Source organism: Luteibacter sp. (assembly GCF_036499525.1).
Lineage (GTDB): Bacteria > Pseudomonadota > Gammaproteobacteria > Xanthomonadales > Rhodanobacteraceae > Luteibacter.
In genome coordinates, this window is the sequence record NZ_DASYDO010000071.1 from 1 (window position 1) to 13,879 (window position 13,879).

General features: G+C 62.7%; 11 protein-coding genes. 6 read left to right on the top strand and 5 right to left on the bottom strand.

Annotation, left to right across the window (positions count from 1 at the left end):
- Positions 1 to 508, top strand: a 508-nt coding sequence (locus VGM71_RS14690) for a citrate/2-methylcitrate synthase (protein WP_331546464.1), incomplete at its 5' end; no start/stop codon positions are given.
- A gap of 59 nt (positions 509 to 567) precedes the next feature.
- On the opposite strand, the gene VGM71_RS14695 is transcribed toward VGM71_RS14690, so the two are convergent.
- Positions 568 to 1,251, bottom strand: coding sequence for a TerC family protein (locus VGM71_RS14695; RefSeq protein WP_331546466.1), 684 nt, complete (start codon positions 1,249 to 1,251; stop codon positions 568 to 570).
- 282 nt (positions 1,252 to 1,533) lie between these two features.
- On the opposite strand from VGM71_RS14695, the gene VGM71_RS14700 reads away from it, so the two are divergent.
- From VGM71_RS14700 to VGM71_RS14710, 3 genes are all read left to right on the top strand, one after another.
- Positions 1,534 to 2,985: a bifunctional 2-methylcitrate dehydratase/aconitate hydratase gene (locus tag VGM71_RS14700; RefSeq protein ID WP_331546468.1), complete on the top strand. Its 1,452-nt coding sequence runs from the start codon at positions 1,534 to 1,536 to the stop codon at positions 2,983 to 2,985.
- A 281-nt stretch (positions 2,986 to 3,266) separates the two neighbouring features.
- A complete protein-coding gene (locus tag VGM71_RS14705) occupies positions 3,267 to 4,391 on the top strand; it encodes an OmpA family protein (RefSeq protein ID WP_331546470.1) in 1,125 nt (374 codons plus the stop codon).
- Between the two features lie 142 nt (positions 4,392 to 4,533).
- Complete coding sequence (locus VGM71_RS14710; protein ID WP_331546472.1) at positions 4,534 to 5,304, top strand: pseudouridine synthase; 771 nt, start codon at positions 4,534 to 4,536, stop codon at positions 5,302 to 5,304.
- Between the two features lie 18 nt (positions 5,305 to 5,322).
- Here VGM71_RS14710 and kbl read toward each other — a convergent pair whose 3' ends face one another.
- The 4 genes from kbl to VGM71_RS14730 all read right to left on the bottom strand — a co-directional run bounded on the left by kbl (position 5,323) and on the right by VGM71_RS14730 (position 12,322).
- On the bottom strand, positions 5,323 to 6,522 hold the full coding sequence (gene kbl / locus VGM71_RS14715; RefSeq protein WP_331546474.1) for a glycine C-acetyltransferase: 1,200 nt from the start codon (positions 6,520 to 6,522) through the stop codon (positions 5,323 to 5,325).
- Positions 6,523 to 6,612: 90 nt separating this feature from the next.
- On the bottom strand, positions 6,613 to 10,272 hold the full coding sequence (locus VGM71_RS14720) for a DUF748 domain-containing protein (protein ID WP_331546476.1): 3,660 nt from the start codon (positions 10,270 to 10,272) through the stop codon (positions 6,613 to 6,615).
- Between the two features lie 154 nt (positions 10,273 to 10,426).
- On the bottom strand, positions 10,427 to 11,446 hold the full coding sequence (tdh, locus tag VGM71_RS14725) for an L-threonine 3-dehydrogenase (protein ID WP_331546658.1): 1,020 nt from the start codon (positions 11,444 to 11,446) through the stop codon (positions 10,427 to 10,429).
- Positions 11,447 to 11,593: 147 nt separating this feature from the next.
- Positions 11,594 to 12,322: a hypothetical protein gene (locus tag VGM71_RS14730; protein ID WP_331546478.1), complete on the bottom strand. Its 729-nt coding sequence runs from the start codon at positions 12,320 to 12,322 to the stop codon at positions 11,594 to 11,596.
- Between the two features lie 116 nt (positions 12,323 to 12,438).
- Between VGM71_RS14730 and miaA the strand changes: the two genes are divergently transcribed.
- The gene (gene miaA, locus VGM71_RS14735; protein WP_331546480.1) at positions 12,439 to 13,401 is read left to right on the top strand and encodes a tRNA (adenosine(37)-N6)-dimethylallyltransferase MiaA; all 963 of its coding nucleotides are present in this window, start codon (positions 12,439 to 12,441) and stop codon (positions 13,399 to 13,401) included.
- 152 nt (positions 13,402 to 13,553) lie between these two features.
- Positions 13,554 to 13,835 carry an RNA chaperone Hfq gene (hfq, locus tag VGM71_RS14740; RefSeq protein ID WP_331546482.1) on the top strand — a complete coding sequence of 94 codons (282 nt, stop codon included), beginning with the start codon at positions 13,554 to 13,556 and terminating at the stop codon, positions 13,833 to 13,835.
- The last annotated feature ends 44 nt before the right edge of the window (positions 13,836 to 13,879 follow it).

Sequence of the window (13,879 nt, forward strand, 5' to 3'; positions counted from 1 at the left end):
CTCGGCACTGACCGGCGCCATCGGTGCGTTGCGCGGCCCGAAGCACGGCGGCGCCAACGAGGTGGCGATGGAGATCATCGCTCGCTATCGCAGTGCAAACCAAGCCGAGGCCGACATCCGTGCCCGCGTCGAGCGCAAGGAAATCATCATCGGGTTCGGGCATCCGGTGTACACGGTGTCGGATCCGCGCAACGAGATCATCAAGGAAATCTCGCGCAAGCTGTGCACCGACGGCGGCAATCCCACGCTGTTCGAGGTGTCCGAGCGCATCGAGAAAGTGATGGCCGAGGTCAAGACGATGTTTCCGAACCTCGACTGGTTCTCGGCCAGCGCGTATCACATGATGGGCGTGCCCACCGCGATGTTCACACCGCTGTTCGTCATCGCGCGCACCTCTGGCTGGAGCGCGCACGTGATCGAACAACGAGAGGACGGCAAGATCATTCGCCCGAGCGCGAATTACACGGGGCCCGAAGATCAGAGTTACGTCCCGATCGACAAGCGCTGAGTCTTGACGGGGAAAGTGAAAAGGGAGCCGATAGGCTCCCTTCTTTCTGCGCAATCACGTCAGGCGCCTTTCGCATGCCTGCGCCATCGCTGCATCAGCCAGCCGCCGCCGCAGATGCCGGCGATCAGCATCACGTCGAGGACATATTTCATCGCGCCGTGCTGATCGAACCAGTCGCTCAGCCAATGATCGTGGGCGATCATCCTGCTTGCGGTGAGAGCGATGGCGCCGGCGCCGATATACATGATCGCCGGGAAGCGGGTGATCAGTTTCAGGATCAGCGTGGAACCCCAGACGACCAGCGGCACGCTGATCAGCAGCCCGATGATGACCAGGCCAAGATGACCGTTCGATGCACCGGCAATGGCGAGCACATTGTCGAGCCCCATCAGCGCATCGGCGACGATGATGGTACGCAAGGCCTTCCAGAATGAATCGGCTGCGCTGATCGCCGGATCGTCATTGCCGCTGTGCTGAAGCAGCTTCCATGCGATCGGCAACAGCAACAGGCCGCCGGCGAGCATCAGGCCGGGAAGCTCAAGCAGGAATACGACGATCGCGGTCAGTCCGAAACGGACAGCGACGGCGCCGAAGGTCCCCCAGAAGATGGCCCGCTTCTGCAACGCCGGCGGCAATCGGCTGGCGGCCATCGCGATGACAATGGCATTGTCGCCGGCCAGTACCAGATCCAGCAGGATGATGGCGAACAGGCCTGAGAAAAAATCGGTGCCGGTGATTTCCATAAGCATTCCATGCGCGTTGGACAATTGTGGCGGGCACAGGCACGCGCGGCCTGGGACCACCACAAAAGTCTCGTTCGCAGATGGCTGCCGCAGCGCCCGGAGCGAGGCATCGCTCGTGTTGACGATCGCTGCACCGACGCGGGAAACCCACGCCGGGAACTACTCCCTTCTGGGATGTGTAACTCGATTGTCGGCATCCCCGCGGGGATGGTCAAGCGATCCGGCTGCTGTCCTTGCGCGCCGGTCAGCTAAAATGGCGATTTCCCGTATCGAGGCTTATCCATGAGTGCGCACGACATTCGCTCCGCTGTCCGTCCGGATCCAGACCAGCCGCTGGTCGATATCGCCGATTATGTCGCCGACTACCGGATCGACTCGAAGGAAGCCTACGACACCGCGCGCTACATGTTGCTCGATTCGCTGGGCACGGCCATGCTGGCGATGAAATTTCCAGAATGCGTGAAGCATCTCGGGCCGCTGGTGCCGGGTGCGAACCTGACGGGCGGTGCCCGGGTGCCGGGAACCAGCCACGAACTGGACCCGGCGCAGGCCGCGTTCGCGATCGGTACGCAGATCCGCTGGCTGGACTTCAACGACACCTGGCTGGCTGCGGAGTGGGGTCATCCGTCTGACAATCTGGGCGCGATCCTCGCCGTCGGTGATTATCTGAGCCGCAAGGCGGAGCACGAAGGCGGCACGCCGTTCACGGTGCGCGATGTGCTGGGCTTCGCCATCAAGGCCCACGAGATCCAGGGTTGCTACGCGCTGCTGAACAGTTTCAACCGCGTTGGCCAGGATCACGTGATCCTCGTGCGGCTTGCCTCCACCGCGGTCGCCACCGCGATGTTCGGCGGAGACAAGGAACAGATCACCACGGCGGTATCGCATAGCTGGATCGACAACGGTGCGCTCCGCACCTATCGACACGCGCCCAATACCGGTCCGCGCAAGAGCTGGGCCGCGGGCGACGCGTGCCGTCGCGCGGTCACTCACGCGATCAACGCGGTCTATCGCGGCGTGGCTGGTTATCCCTCGGCGCTGAGCGCCAAGACGTGGGGTTATTACGACGTGGCGTTCAAGGGCAAGGCTTTCGAGTTCGAGCGCGGATTCGGAAGCTACGTGATGGAAAACGTGTTGTTCAAGATCAGCTTTCCGGCCGAATTCCATGCGCAGACGGCGGTCGAATGCGCCATGCAACTGCATGGCGCGGTGGCCGGCCGGATCGAAGAGATCGACCGGATCGTCATCGAAACCCAGGAGGCAGGCTGCCGCATCATCGACAAGACCGGGCCCCTGGCCAACTATGCCGATCGCGATCATTGCATTCAGTACATGGTCGCCGTACCGCTGCTGTTCGGGCGACTCACCGCCGATGACTACAACGATGAAGTGGCTGCAGATCCGCGCATCGATGCGTTGCGGGGAAAAATGCAGGTCAGCGAGAATCCCCAGTTCACCAAAGACTATTTCGACCCGGCGAAGCGCTACATCGGCAATTCGGTGCAGGTGTTCTTCAGGGACGGCACGAGTACCGAAAAGGTGTCGATCGATTACCCGATTGGTCATCGCAGGCGCCGCGAGGAGGGCATTCCGGTGCTGCTGAAAAAATTTGAAGCGGCCATTCGGGGGCACCTGCCTGCGCATCGGGTGAAGGCCATCATGGAGGCCACCGGCACGGCGTCGAAACTGGACGCCATGCCATTGCATGAGTTCCTGGGTCTTTTCACGCTGTAAAGACGATGTGAGTGGAAAATTAACGTTGTCGGGATGACTTCGCCGCTCGACGTTGTCTGGTTTTACAACTGGCGAACTTCCTGAACGAAGTCTCACCGGAAAGCATCCGGCAAGATGTAATTCGCCACCCACTTAACGATTTTGCTACACTCTCCCCCGCTTATGGCAGGAACGCCAAGCAGGGGCTACTAAAGCTCTGAATGACGTAAGCTCAGTTCCGATACGCGATTTCCGGTTGGGACTGAACGGACGCGAAAACCTAATAATCGAGGAGACACCTGATGAAACGTAAGGGCTTGTATTTTCTGATCGCGCTGGCCCTGGGCGGCGTAGGTGCCGTTCATGCGCAAGACACTGCTGCTACGGCGGCCGACAGCGCATCCATGGATGCGACTTCCAGCTACGATGGCCGCTGGTACATCGCCCCCACCGTTGGTGGCTACTACAACGATACCGATCGCAACACCAACAGCCGCCAGATCTATTACGGCTTGGGCGTTGGTCGTTTCATCGCCCCGAACGTGTCCCTTGACCTGTTCGCGGACCGCACCAGCCGTGATGTCGATGCGGGCAACGGCAAGTGGTCCAACAATGCGTACGGCGTGGCCGCACGTTTCTATGCCGGTGGCTGGAACGCATGGCGCCCGTACCTGCTCGCCGCCGTGATGGGCAGCCAGCATCATTCCGCTGGCGACAGCGGCTGGTCCCCGGCGGCCGAACTGGGCGCGGGTCTGTCCAAGACGATCACCGACAGCTCCGACTTCCGGGTCGAAGCCGGCTATCGCTACGACTGGGACGACAAGACCCAGCCGCGCGAAGACGGTTACGGCGACTGGTTCCTGGGCCTGAGCATCGTTTCGCGCTTTGGTGCGCCGCCTGCGGCTCCGGCCCCGGCTGTTGCGCCGCCGCCGCCGGCACCTGACTGCTCGACCATGGACGACGACAAGGACGGCGTGAACAACTGCGACGACAAGTGCCCGGGCACGGCTGCCGGCACCATCGTCGATGCGACCGGTTGCCCGCAGAAGGTCGTCATTGACCTGCGTGGCGTGAACTTCAAGTTCGATCGTCCGAAGAAGGGCGAAACCAACATCGCCAAGTCGCTGGCTGAGCCGAGCGCCGATTCGATCTCGGTCCTGGATCAGGCTGTTGACACCCTGCAGCGTTACCCGCAGGTGCACGTGACGGTTGCTGGTTACACCGACTCGAAGGGTACCGACGCGTACAACCAGAGCCTGTCCGAGCGTCGCGCGAAGATCGTGTACGACTACCTGACCGCCCACGGCATCGATGCAAGCCGTCTGGAAGGACCCATCGGTCACGGCGAGAACGATCCGATCGGCGACAACGCCACCGACTCCGGTCGTGCGCAGAACCGTCGTACGGAGTTGCAGGTTCAGCAGTAATCGAACCTTGTCACCTGATGTAGAAAAAACCCGGCTTCGGCCGGGTTTTTTTATGCTTCGCGGAGGAGGGCGGAATGATCAGCGCGTCGCCTGCGTGGCCTTTGACCTGTCGTTTTGAGCCCTGGGCCGATAGGCTGCGCGGATGAGTCCGACCCGATCCCTGCTTCCAGGCGTCAAGCTGCCGCCAGCACCACGCCATGGCCTGGCACGTGTGCTGTCCAAATTGGGCATCTGCTCACGCAGCCAGGCCGAACAATGGGTGCGCGACGGTCGTGTCAGTCTGGATGGCCGCGTGATTCGGGATCCCGAATATCCGGTGCATGCCGACCGGCAGAAGGTCGCTGTCGATGGCAAGCCGGTGCAGGTCGCCGACAAGGTGTACGTCGCCATCAACAAGCCACGCGGGCTGATTGTCAGCGCGGCGGACGAGCGCGGTCGCGACACCATTTACTCCAGCCTAGCTGCAGCGGGTTTACCCTGGCTCGGCCCGGTGGGCCGACTGGACAAGGCCAGTGAGGGACTGCTGTTGCTCAGCAACGATACCGCCTGGGCTGCCGGAATCACGGATCCACAGACCCATCTCGACAAGACTTATCACGTGCAGGTTGCCGGAAAGCCCGACGCGGCGACCTTGCTGGCGATGCAAAAGGGCATCGTCGATGCCGGCGACCTTCTGAAAGCAAAACGCGCCGAACTGCTGCGCGCGGGCGAGAAGAACGCCTGGCTTGAGGTGGTGCTGGACGAAGGCCGCAACCGCCATATACGGCGCCTGCTTTCCGAACTCGGTTTCGATGTGTTGCGGCTGATCCGCGTGGCGATCGGACCATTGGCCCTGGGCGAATTGCCGAAGGGCCAATGGAGGCGACTGGACGAAGCGGAAGTCAGCGCGCTGGATCAGCGCGGCACCCGCTGACTATCCGACAGCGGCGCATCAGCTGCCAAGTACGCCCAGCTTGCGCCCAACCTTGATGAATGCCGCAATCGCCTGATCCAGCTGCGCACGTGTGTGTGCCGCACTCATCTGGGTGCGGATGCGTGCTTGGCCCTGGGGAACGACGGGGAAGAAGAAGCCGGTGACATAGATGCCTTCAAGCAGCAGCTCGGCCGCCATGGCCTGCGCTTTCTTCGCATCGTGGATCATCACCGGCACGATCGGATGCACGCCGGGCTTGATGTCGAAGCCTGCGGCTGTCATGCGCTCCCGGAAGTAACGCGTATTGTCCTGCAGCTTCGCGCGAAGATCGCCGGCGGACTCCAGCATGTCGAATACCTTGATGCCCGCAGCCACCACGTGCGGCGGCAACGAGTTGGAGAAAAGGTAGGGACGCGAACGTTGGCGAAGCATTTCGATCACTTCGCGGCGTCCGCTGGTGAATCCTCCCAGCGCGCCGCCGAGTGCCTTGCCCAGCGTGCCGGTGAAGATGTCGATCTTGTCCATGACGCCGTGCACTTCGGCCGAGCCGCGTCCGGTTTCTCCAAGGAACCCCGTGCAATGGCATTCGTCGATATGCACAAGGGCGTTGTACTTCTTCGCCAGCGTGGTGATCCGGTCGAGTGGCGCGATGAAGCCGTCCATCGAGAAGGTGCCGTCGGTGGTGATCAATTTGGTACGCGCGCCGGCGGCGTCGGCGGCCTGAAGCTGCTTCTCCAGATCGGCCATGTCGCTGTTGGCGTAGCGATAGCGTTTGGCTTTGCACAGGCGGATGCCGTCGATGATCGATGCGTGATTCAGTGCATCCGAAATAACAGCGTCTTCTTCGCCCAGTAGCGGCTCGAACAGGCCGCCATTGGCATCGAAGCATGCCGCGTAAAGAATCGTGTCTTCGGTGCCGAAGAACTTCGCGATCTGTGCTTCAAGCTGTTTGTGCAGATCCTGCGTGCCGCAGATGAAACGTACCGAGGCCATGCCGAAGCCGTGCGAATCCAGCGCGTCTTTCGCGGCCTGGATCACTTCGGCATTGTCGGCGAGGCCGAGATAATTGTTGGCGCAGAAATTGAGCACCTTGTGCCCGCCCTGCAACTCGATTTCGGCGGACTGCGGCGAGGTGATGATGCGCTCGGCCTTGAACAAGCCCTGATCGCGGATCGATTCGAGTTCAGCGCTGAAACGCGACTGGCCGGGATAGCTCATGGGGAATTCCGCAGGCTGGAGAAAGGCTGATTGTGAGCCTTTCCCGCCCCGCAGAAAACCTTGACAGCCGCCGAGCGGCGCAGCCCGCTGCTAGTGCAGCCCGAAATCGACGCGCGTGGTTTTGCCGGAATCGTCGATGCCTTTGCCATTGAGCTTTGGCGCCAGCGCGAACACGCGCTTGTCGTCGACCTTGCCACGCAGCCACTGGCGCACCGCGTCCGCGCGACGTTCGGCGAGGTGGCGCATGGCATCGTCGTCGACCGGCACGTTGTCCTCGAGCATCTTGCGCATCACATCCGGCGGCTGGGATTTGGTCAGACCGATAAGATCGCGCGGCTTCTTGAATTTGGCATGCTTGTAAGCCTTCTTCAGATACTTGTCGTTGTCTTCTTCGCTGAGTTTGGTGGATTGCGCCGAAGCATTCTTGCCATCCTGCGACTGGTCGTCCGACGCATTGGACATCTCGGCACGCACCAGGTCATCCACCGTCACCTTGCGCAGACCGGCCTCATCGAACTTGCGATCGACGCGGCCGATCACGTCGAGCTTGAGCGATGGCTTGTCATTGAGAATTTTCACGATGCCCGCCAGCCGATCCTGTGCCTGTTTGTCGAGCACGCTCGATCCCGGCACGAACTCCACGTAGCCGAGATCCTGCTTGCTGCCACCCGCGGAGGCGAGCAGGCGGAATGGAGAAGTGATCGCGCGTCCGATCAGGTTGACGATCGCGTGCCAGACCAGCCCGCCGACGCTGAAATGCGGATCGCTCAGCGAGCCGCTGACGGGCACGTGCACGTCGATCCGCCCCTCGGAATCCCTCAGCAGCGCTACCGCAAGTTTCACCGGCAGATGGCTGATGCCAGGGCCATCGATGCGGTCGCCGAAGGTCAGCTGATCGATGAAGATGTGGTTGTCCGCGGTGAGCTTGCCTTGGTCGAGCAGGTAATGGACGTCCATCGTCAACCGACCCTTGGTGATCGGATAACCCGCGTATTTGCCCGAGTACGGCGACAAGTGCGTCAGCTCGACGCCATCGGCCTTGGCCTTGACGTCGAGATACGCGACCGGCGCCAGCGGATTGATGTTGCCGTCGATATTGACCGGCGCGTCATCGTCCAGCTTGCCTTGCAGCACCAGCGCGGCAGGTGGGCCGCCGGCCGCCGTTCCGAAGGCGCCGATGGTGCCTTCGAGCTGCGTGATGTTGGCGGTGTAGTTGGGCTTGATGAAGTTGTCGGTGTAGTTGAGCTGGCCGCGTGCGACCTTGATTTCGCCGATCTGGATATCCGCCGCAGGCGCAGCCGACGACGTGGCGGCTGCAGGTGCTGCCTGAGCGACCGAAGCAGCCTGTGCGGGATTCTGCACGGCAGTGACGGACACGGGTGCAGTCGCCGGATTGCTCACTACGTCCTGCAGATTCATGCGGCCCGTCGCGTTGATGATCACGCGCGCATAGAAATCGCCGAGGGTCAGGCCCGCGATGGACACATGCGGCACAGCCTCGCCCATGCGCACATCAAGGCCGCGCGCAGTCAATGCGTTCCAGCGCAGGAAATCGTCACCGCTGATTTTGTCCTGCACGCGCACGCGGGTGAAGGCGAGCTGCCCGCGATAGCTGATCAGTGCGGCCGGTTTGCGGTCGCGATAGCGTGCACGCCCGTTCACGCTCATCAGCGCGCTGGAGATGCGCACGTTCAACGGCACCTGCACCAGCGATTGCAGCGACGCCACGTCGAGGCGCGTCGTGTTCACCCGCAGGTCGGCATCCAGCGGCTCGGGTTTCACCGTGCCGGCAATGTGATACTGGCCACGCCCGATGCCGCCGGCCAGATCGATCTTCAGCGGCTGGTGCATGTTGTCGGAGAGGTTGTCGACGCTGTACTTGTCCGCCTTGACGGTGACGTTGGTCGGCTTTCCCGTGCCACTCAGGTCTTTGAAGGCAAGCGTGCTGCCGTCGACGCCGAGGTGGCGGATCGTCCAGTGCCAGGCTGGTGCTGCATGGACGGCGGCGGATCGACGCGCGGCTTGTGGCGTCGACTTCATCAGCTCGGTCAGATCGATTTTTCCGTCTCGCGAGCGTTGTGCATCGAGCTTGAGGCCGTGCATCAGCACGCTGTCGATCTGCGCCGAATGCGACGCCAGATCGATCTTGCCGATCTGAACGTTCAATGCCTGCCACGCGACCGGCGTACGGCCACGATGCGTCAGCACGAGGTTGTTGATGGCAACCGCTGCTGGTGCGACTTGCACGTTGAACGCCTTGCCCCAGTTTGCTTTCAGCTGAGCCGTGCCATCAAGGTTGCCGCTCTTCATCTCCGACGCCAGCATCGGCGGGCCCAGCGGAAGCAGTGGCGCGATGTTCACGCCTTTCATGCCGACCGAGCCGATGTAGCTGCCCGCGGTCATGTCGATCTTGCCGGTCGTCGTTGCGGTTCCGCCGGCGAGCTGGGTGGCGAAATCAATGCTCGCCGACGGGGCGGCAAGCGTGGACAAGCCCCGCAGCGTACCGTGTAGGTGATCCAGCGTCAGCCGTGCCGGGTTGGCGCCGCTCAGATCCGAATACTCCACGCGTCCTTCCTGCAAGGTCAGCATGGCGATGCGTGCATCGGTGGCAGGTGGTTTGGGATCGGAAGCTTTCGGCGGCGGTCCCGCCGCCGTCAATGCATCGATATTGCTGCGCCCACCGGGCAGCTTGCTGTAATGCAGGGTTGGCTGATCGATTTGCAGCGTGCCGAGGTGATAGCGCGACAGCAGCGGCTCGACATCGTCGAGCGTGGTGGTCACGCGACCGAGTTCGATGAGCGGTGAGTTGTCATGGCTGGTGGCCGCGAAGTTGTCCAGTTGCAGCTTGCCGCCGAGACGCAGCTGTGGCGTCGGCTGCGCTGCAATGAAGTGCAGGTCGAGCTGCCCTGACAGTTGTCCACGCGTCACGTTGACCGGCAGCGGCGTCGGCGAGTAGCCAAGGTAGCGGGGCAGGTCGAGATGATCGAGCGTGAATGTCATCACCGATTCGCGACTGTCCGCGAACGGCTTGGTTTGACCTTCTGCACGCAGCGGACTCCCGTCCACGCGCATGGCCAGCAGCGGCTTCACGAACACATCGACGGAATGCGGCAGGTTGGTGATGAACGGAATGCCCAGCTCGATCTGGTCGACTCGATGGCTGATGTTCTGCACCTTGTCATCGACCACGATCTCGCCGTTGTGCAGGCTGATGTTGTAGAGCGAGAACCGCGCCGGCTTCTGGTCGGGTGGCGTCGGCGTGGAAGACTCGAGCAGATCGGAGAAATTGAACTGCTGCGCGGCGATGCGCGTGATGTGCACCTGTGGATGTTCCAGCGTCAGTGCATCGAGCACCGGTGCCATGTGGAACACCGAGCTCCACGAAGCGTTGATGGTCAGTTTGTCGATGTCGACGAACGGCGACGGACTATCGCGATCACCGATATGCAGATGATCCAGCGCCACGTTCAAGGTGAACGGGTTGATGCTCACGGCACCGACCGTGACGGGCCGATGCAGCGCGGCGCTGAGCCGGCTTTGCAATTGGCTCTTGAGGATCGAGGGTCCCGCAAGGAAGCCGAACAGGCCGAACAGAACGATCAATGCGAGGAGGATGACGCCAGCAATGCGCAGCCGTCGCGAGCGTGACAGGGCGACCACTTTCTCGCGCCCGGCGGCGATCCGTTTCCGCGGCCAAGAACTGCGTTCAGCCATGCCGGCATGCTCCGATGACGTCGTGAACGACGACATGATCGGTGCAGGCTGAAACTCCCCCGAGGCCGATCACGCCGTGGCAGGTTCGTGCATCGGGGAGTGTACAACGCGCTCGGCGATTCAATGCGTCACGCCGTTGGCGCGATCCGTCGTTAACGATCCGTCGTTATACGGACGTTGCGAAACGGGCTTACCAGCTGCAGACGACCTTGCCGCAACTGCCCGCATCCATCAGGTCGAAGCCGCGCTGGAAATCGTCGATGGCGATCTGGTGCGTGAGCACTTTCTGCAGCGGAAATCCGGTCAGCACCATCTGCGTCATCTTGTACCAGGTCTCGTACATGCGCCGGCCGTAGATGCCCTGCAGCGTGAGGCCCTTGAAGATCACCTTGTCCCAGTCGATGCCCGCGCCGCGCGGCATGATGCCGAGCATGGCGATCTTGCCGCCGTGGTACATGCAGTCGAGCATGTCGGCGAACGCGCGCGGATTGCCGCTCATTTCCAGGCCGACGTCGAAGCCTTCGATGTGCAGGTCGGCCACGGCGTCCTTCAGCGACTGCTTGGAGACGTTGACCACGCGCGTGGCGCCCATGTCGGCGGCAAGCTTGAGGCGGTAGTCATTGACGTCGGTGACCACCACGTTGCGCGCGCCGATGTGCTTGGCGATGCCCGCGGCGATGATGCCGATCGGGCCGGCGCCGGTGATCAGCACGTCCTCGCCGATCAGGTCGAACTCCAGCGCGCAATGCGCGGCGTTGCCGTACGGGTCGAAGAACGCGGCCAGCTCGGACGGAATCTGGTCCGGAATCGGCCACAGGTTCGAGGCCGGCATGGTCATGTATTCGGCGAAGGCGCCGTTGCGGTTCACGCCGATGCCGATGGTGTTCGGGCACAGATGCTGGCGACCGGCGCGGCAGTTGCGGCAATGGCCGCAGACGATGTGACCTTCGGCCGAGACGCGGTCGCCGATCTTGTAACCGGTCACGCCCGGGCCGATCTCGACGATGCGGCCGACGAATTCATGGCCGATGGTGAGGCCCGGCTTGATCGTGCGCTGCGACCACTCGTCCCACTTGTAGATGTGCAGATCGGTGCCGCAGATGGCGGTTTTCTCCACCTTGATCAGCACCTCGTTCGGGCCGACCTGCGGCACCGGAATCTCTTCCATCCAGATGCCCTGTTCGGGCTTGCGCTTGACCAGGGCCTTCATTGTCTGCTGCATGGCAATCCATCGTTTGGCCCGCGCGGCGGGCTGGGGAATCACAATTATAGTGCTATTGAACCGGGTGCCGAAGAGACTTCGGCAGTCGCATCACCAGCCATGCATCCGCGGCATCGACGTGCCTTCTTGCGCGACTCAGATGTCGAGGCGGTCGTAGCTGCGCTTGAACACGATCGGCTGTTGCACCGCAGGCGTGGTCCAGCTCTCGGTCACGATCAGATGATGACCGTCCGGCGAAACGACCCAGCTCTCCCTGAGCCGCACTTCGCCGTCGAACTGCATGGTGAAGTCGAGCCCATCGGCATCGAGATGCGATTGCACGCTGGCGTTGCCGCTGAGCGACTGGCTGGTCACGCCGTCGAGCCGGCCGTCGAGCTGATCCTTGTCGCCGAACACCACGTGGATGGTTTTCGCATCCTGCTGCACGTTGAGTACCGAGTCGTCGTCCAGCAGCGGCGGCGGAACATCGGGCGGCGGCGGGCTGTTGTCGCTGTCGCTGGTTTTGTTGTGGTTGCCGCCGCCCCGGCCGTGACCACCACCATGCATGCCGCCGCCCATTCCACCACCACCCATTCCGCCGCCGCCCATGCCGCGTCCACCGCCATGCCCGCCGTGGCGGCCGGATGCCGGCGTCGAGGAGCTGCTGGCGCTGGCGGGTGCTGTGGTGTTCTGCGGCGCCGCCTGTTCGAGTTTTCTTTCCGCGCGCAGGCGGGCGGCAATGTCCGGCGGGCTGTCGCTGTGCTGGTCGTCCAGTCGCCAGATGCCGGTGAAGTTCGGCATGGCTGCGGCCATGCACGCTGCCGACCAGTACGATGCGGCAGCGAGCAAACCGAGCGACAGGTACAGCGATTTCGTCTGGGTCATGGGAGTTCTTCGAGGCCTGCTAGGGTGTTGGCAAACCACCCAAGCAACGCCCTTCGCGAGGGTCCGGTTGACGCGTTGCCCACGGGTCGCGCTGCGCTGGCCATTACAATGCGTCCATGCCCATCGACCAGCGCCCCCTCGCCATCTTCCTGATGGGCCCGACCGCGTCGGGCAAGACGGCACTGGCATGCGAACTGGCTGACCGGCTGCCGCTGGATCTGGTCAGCGTGGATTCGGCGCTGGTCTATCGTGGCATGGACATCGGCAGCGCCAAGCCGGATGCCGCGACGCTCACGCGCCATCCGCACGCGTTGATCGATATCCGCGATCCGTCGCAACCATATTCGGCTGCCGAATTTCGCGACGACGCGGTATCCGTCATGCAAACCATCAGCGCGCGCGGGCGAGTGCCGTTGCTGGTCGGCGGCACGGGTCTCTATTTTCGCGCCCTGCAGCAAGGGCTCTCCGAATTGCCTGAGGCGGATCCGGCGATTCGTGCAGGCTTGTCGGAGGAGGCTGCGCGTATCGGCTGGCCGGCCATGCACCAGCGCCTGGCGCAACTCGATCCGGTGGCGGCCGGGCGCATCGGCAATAACGACGCGCAGCGATTGCAGCGCGCGCTGGAGGTCATTGAACTCACCGGCCAGCCGCTGTCCGATCTGCAACATGGGCGAAGCGAGCTCTTTCCCTGGCGTGTGCTGAAGCTGGCCTTGTTGCCGGAGGATCGCGGCCCGTTGCATGCGCGCATCGCGGAGCGTTTCGACGCGATGCTCGCGGCCGGTTTCCTCGACGAGGTCCGGGCCTTGCGCGCGCGAGGCGATCTGCACGCCGAGCTGCCGGCGATCCGTGCAGTCGGCTATCGGCAGGCCTGGGAGCACCTCGACGCCATGATCGATGACACCGAGTTCCGCAATCGCGCCATTTACGCGACGCGACAGCTGGCCAAGCGGCAGATCACCTGGTTGCGAAGTGACCATGCGACACGGCGCATCGATCCCGACCGCGTACGGCCGTTGAAGCCTGCTCTCGACGCCGTCGAGCTGTTCCTCGGCGAGCCTGCACGGCCGCCGAGAGAGTAAAACGCAGCGCCACGGCTCGTGGATACAGCGATCCGGTCGGCAAAAGCCCCCTTTCATCAAGCTTTTGAAACCGGTTAACATCCAGTCATGTTGGGCCCGGGCGCCGCGTTGGCGTTTTTTCCGGACCTGTCCGCGGAAGGGGAGAAGAAGAAATGTCCAAGGGACAATCGTTGCAGGATCCGTTTCTGAATGCGCTGCGCCGCGAACGCGTGCCGGTCGCCATCTATCTGGTCAATGGCATCAAGCTGCAGGGAACGGTCGAGTCGTTCGACCAGTTCGTGGTGCTGCTGCGCAACCAGGTCAGCCAGATGGTCTACAAGCACGCCATCTCCACCGTGGTGCCCAGCCGCAATGTGCGCATGGGCAATGGGCACGACGGCCCGGACCACGACAGCCATGGCGACGCATCGTCATCGACCGACGCGGACGCTTGATTGACGGCCGTGCAGGCCGCATGACAGGGGTCTGCCCGTAAGGA

What these genes read in the sequence shown, in the direction of transcription:
- VGM71_RS14695 (WP_331546466.1), bottom strand. Translation starts at nt 1,251, where the DNA reads ATGGAAATCACCGGCACCGATTTTTTCTCAGGCCTGTTCGCCATCATC.
- VGM71_RS14700 (WP_331546468.1), top strand. Translation starts at nt 1,534, where the DNA reads ATGAGTGCGCACGACATTCGCTCCGCTGTCCGTCCGGATCCAGACCAG.
- VGM71_RS14705 (WP_331546470.1), top strand. Translation starts at nt 3,267, where the DNA reads ATGAAACGTAAGGGCTTGTATTTTCTGATCGCGCTGGCCCTGGGCGGC.
- VGM71_RS14710 (WP_331546472.1), top strand. Translation starts at nt 4,534, where the DNA reads ATGAGTCCGACCCGATCCCTGCTTCCAGGCGTCAAGCTGCCGCCAGCA.
- kbl (WP_331546474.1), bottom strand. Translation starts at nt 6,522, where the DNA reads ATGAGCTATCCCGGCCAGTCGCGTTTCAGCGCTGAACTCGAATCGATC.
- VGM71_RS14720 (WP_331546476.1), bottom strand. Translation starts at nt 10,272, where the DNA reads ATGTCGTCGTTCACGACGTCATCGGAGCATGCCGGCATGGCTGAACGC.
- tdh (WP_331546658.1), bottom strand. Translation starts at nt 11,446, where the DNA reads ATGAAGGCCCTGGTCAAGCGCAAGCCCGAACAGGGCATCTGGATGGAA.
- VGM71_RS14730 (WP_331546478.1), bottom strand. Translation starts at nt 12,322, where the DNA reads ATGACCCAGACGAAATCGCTGTACCTGTCGCTCGGTTTGCTCGCTGCC.
- miaA (WP_331546480.1), top strand. Translation starts at nt 12,439, where the DNA reads ATGCCCATCGACCAGCGCCCCCTCGCCATCTTCCTGATGGGCCCGACC.
- hfq (WP_331546482.1), top strand. Translation starts at nt 13,554, where the DNA reads ATGTCCAAGGGACAATCGTTGCAGGATCCGTTTCTGAATGCGCTGCGC.